The organism is Corallococcus sp. AB049A, from assembly GCF_003668885.1.
In the GTDB taxonomy this organism is placed as follows: Bacteria; Myxococcota; Myxococcia; order Myxococcales; family Myxococcaceae; genus Corallococcus; species Corallococcus interemptor.
The window spans coordinates 1-2,877 of sequence record NZ_RAWL01000672.1 but is presented as its reverse complement, the minus strand read 5'-3'; the positions used below and the strand labels follow the sequence as shown (position 1 = coordinate 2,877).

The window sequence follows — 2,877 nt, the reverse complement described above, 5'->3', positions numbered from 1 at the left end:
TCCCCGCCCTGGAGGCCCAGGAGGGAAGCGGCGGCGCGAGGTGACCTGCGGAAGCGGCGGGGAGCGGATCAGGCCGCCTGGCGCGGCTGCTCCTCGGAGGAGGCCACCGCGGGAGCGGCGTCCGGCGCCTTCGCCCGGCCCGACAGGCCCTGCAGCAGGCTGGACACGCCCACGTAGAGGAAGCCCGCCAGGAACAGGATGATGAAGGGCACCGACGTGTAGATGCGCGAGTCGATGGCGAACCACAGCGCCCCGGTGAAGTAGGCGGCGAAGAGCAGTTCCACCACCGGCATCAGCGTCTTGCTGCCCCGGTAGCTCTTCTTCACGGCCTTGACGCTCTTGCCTTCCGCGCCCGTCTTCGGCGTGCGCGCGAAGCCCGACTGCTGGTTGAGCAGCGCCTCGCCCACGGCCTTCGCGTTGTTGATGGCCAGGCCGATGCCCAGGCTCATCAGGAAGGGCAGGTACTTGAAGCGCTCCCAGCCCTTCACGCCGCGCTCGCGCTGGGCGGCCACGTAGAAGACGCAGACGCTGGCCGTCGCGGTGATGAAGAAGGGCAGGTCCAGGAACAGCGTGCCGTACAGCCCGTGCTGGAAGCGCACCACCATGCTGATGGGCATCAGCACGGACAGGAGCACCATCAACAGGTAGGCCATGTTGTTGGTGAGGTGGAAGAAGGCCTCGCGCTTCACCAGCAGCGGCAGGTCGCTCTTGAGGATGGTGGGCAGGAGCTTCTTCGCCGTCTGGATGGAGCCCTTGGCCCAGCGGTGCTGCTGGCTCTTGAAGGCGTTCATGTCCACCGGCACCTCCGCGGGGGAGATGACCTCCGGGAGGAAGATGAACTGCCAGCCCTTCAGCTGGGCGCGGTAGGACAGGTCCAGGTCCTCCGTGAGCGTGTCGTGCTGCCAGCCGCCCGCGTCGGAGATGGTGCTGCGGCGCCAGATGCCCGCGGTGCCGTTGAAGTTGAAGAAGCACCCGGCGCGGTTGCGCGCGGTGTGCTCGATGATGAAGTGGCCGTCCAGGAAGATGCTCTGCGCCTGCGTGAGGATGCTGAACTCACGGTTCAGGTGGCCCCAGCGCACCTGCACCATGCCCACCTTCGCGTCCGCGAAGAAGGGCACCGTGCGCATCAGGAAGTCGGGGCTGGGGACGAAGTCCGCGTCGAACACCGCCACGTACTCGCCCGTGGCCAGCTTGAGGCCGTTCTCCAGCGCGCCCGCCTTGAAGCCCTGGCGGTTGACGCGGTGGATGTAGACGATGTCGTGGCCCTTCTGCCGGTGGCGCTCCACGCACGCGCGCGCGATGCCGCACGTCTCGTCCGTGGAGTCGTCCAGCACCTGGATCTCCAGCAGCTCGCGCGGGTAGTCGATGCGGCACACCGACTCCACCAGGCGCTCCACCACGTACATCTCGTTGAAGATGGGCAGCTGGATGGTTACACGAGGCAGCGCCTTCAGCGTGCCATTGGGCGTCGGCAGCTTGAACTTGTGGCGGTAGTACAGAAACGCCATGCGGTAGCGGTGGGAGCCGTAGACTCCCAGCACGCTCAGCAAGCTGAAGTAGACTGCCAGGAAGATGATCTCGACGGTGGTCATCGGTGACGCTCAGCCCCTCCCACTGGCACTGGCGCCAGCGGTCCTACCAGACGTGGCGGCATGCCGACCGACCGCTCACGCTGACCGCCGCCTGTGGGTCTGCTGAGCCCCGCCCCGTATGTGCCCGAAAAGACTGGGCTTTGACCTTCCGGCTACTGATCGCCGGCGGACAATAGGGAGCCACCCGGGTCGTGTCAAACTATTCCCCGGATTCGAGAGGCTTTGAACGGCGGTTTTGACGCAGGTTGTCACCCCCTTCTTCCCTGCGTCAGGGCGCTGCCGGGACGACGTCCCAGGTGCTCCGAGCGGCGGAGGACCTAGCGCACGGCGCGCAGGGGCACGGGAGCGGTGGGCGCGAACGCGGGGCCCTCCTCGGCGACGTGGGACTCGTCGCGGGTGGCGCGATCCAGCACGCCCTGCACCAGCGCGGGGAAGTCCAGGCCGGCGCGGGCGGCGATCTTCGGCAGGAGGCTGGTGGGCGTGAAGCCCGGCAGGGTGTTCACCTCCAGGACGACGTCGTTCTCCGTGTCGGAGCACATCAGGTCCACGCGGCCGTAGCCCCGGCAGCCCAGGGCGCGGTAGGCGGCCAGCGCCAGGGTCTCCACGTTGACGCGGCGGGTGTCGGACAGGCGGGGCGGCAGGAAGTACTGGGCGCCGGCGCCCTTGTACTTGGCCTCGTAGTCGAAGCCCTCGCGCGGGTAGGACACCTCGCAGCTGCCCAGCACGCTGTCGCCGAGGATGCCCACCGTCACCTCCTGCCCCTGGACGAAGCGCTCCACCAGGGCCTCTCCGCCGAAGCGGCACGCCTGGGCCACCGCGGGCACCAGCGCCCCGGCGTCATGCACCACGGACAGGCCCACGGACGAGCCGCCCTTCGCGGGCTTCACCACGCAGGGAAAGCCGCTGTCGCCGTGCAGCTCCAGGGCGCGCCCGGCGTCCGCGCGGGCCACCCGGTAGCCCCGGGGCGAGGCCAGGTTGTGCAGCTGGAAGAGCTTCTTCGCCATGGGCTTGTCCATGGCCAGCGCGGAGGCCAGCACGCCGGAGCCGGTGTACGGAATCTCCAGCAGCTCCAGGAGGCCCTGCACGCGGCCGTCCTCGCCCATGCGGCCGTGCAGCGCGAGGAAGGCCACGTCGAGGTCCGCCGCGCGCAGCGCCCGGTCCAGGCCCGGGCCCGCGAAGACGCGGGTGACGGTGTGCCCCAGGGTCTCCAGGGCCGCCACCACGGCCTCCCCCGTCTTGAGCGAAATCTCCCGCTCCTCGCCCCACCCGCCCATCAGCACTCCCA

The 2,877-nt window shown here is 69.1% G+C and carries 2 protein-coding genes; both read right to left on the bottom strand.

Annotated features, from left to right (window positions below; translation table 11 throughout):
- Positions 1-68: 68 nt before the first annotated feature.
- Positions 69-1,592 carry a cellulose synthase family protein gene (locus D7X55_RS38105; protein ID WP_121725603.1) on the bottom strand — a complete coding sequence of 508 codons (1,524 nt, stop codon included), beginning with the start codon at positions 1,590-1,592 and terminating at the stop codon, positions 69-71.
- Between the two features lie 317 nt (positions 1,593-1,909).
- The coding region (locus D7X55_RS38100; RefSeq protein WP_147470381.1) for a D-alanine--D-alanine ligase at positions 1,910-2,877 on the bottom strand (968 nt) is incomplete at its 5' end.

What these genes read in the sequence shown, in the direction of transcription:
- D7X55_RS38105 (WP_121725603.1), bottom strand. Translation starts at nt 1,592, where the DNA reads ATGACCACCGTCGAGATCATCTTCCTGGCAGTCTACTTCAGCTTGCTG.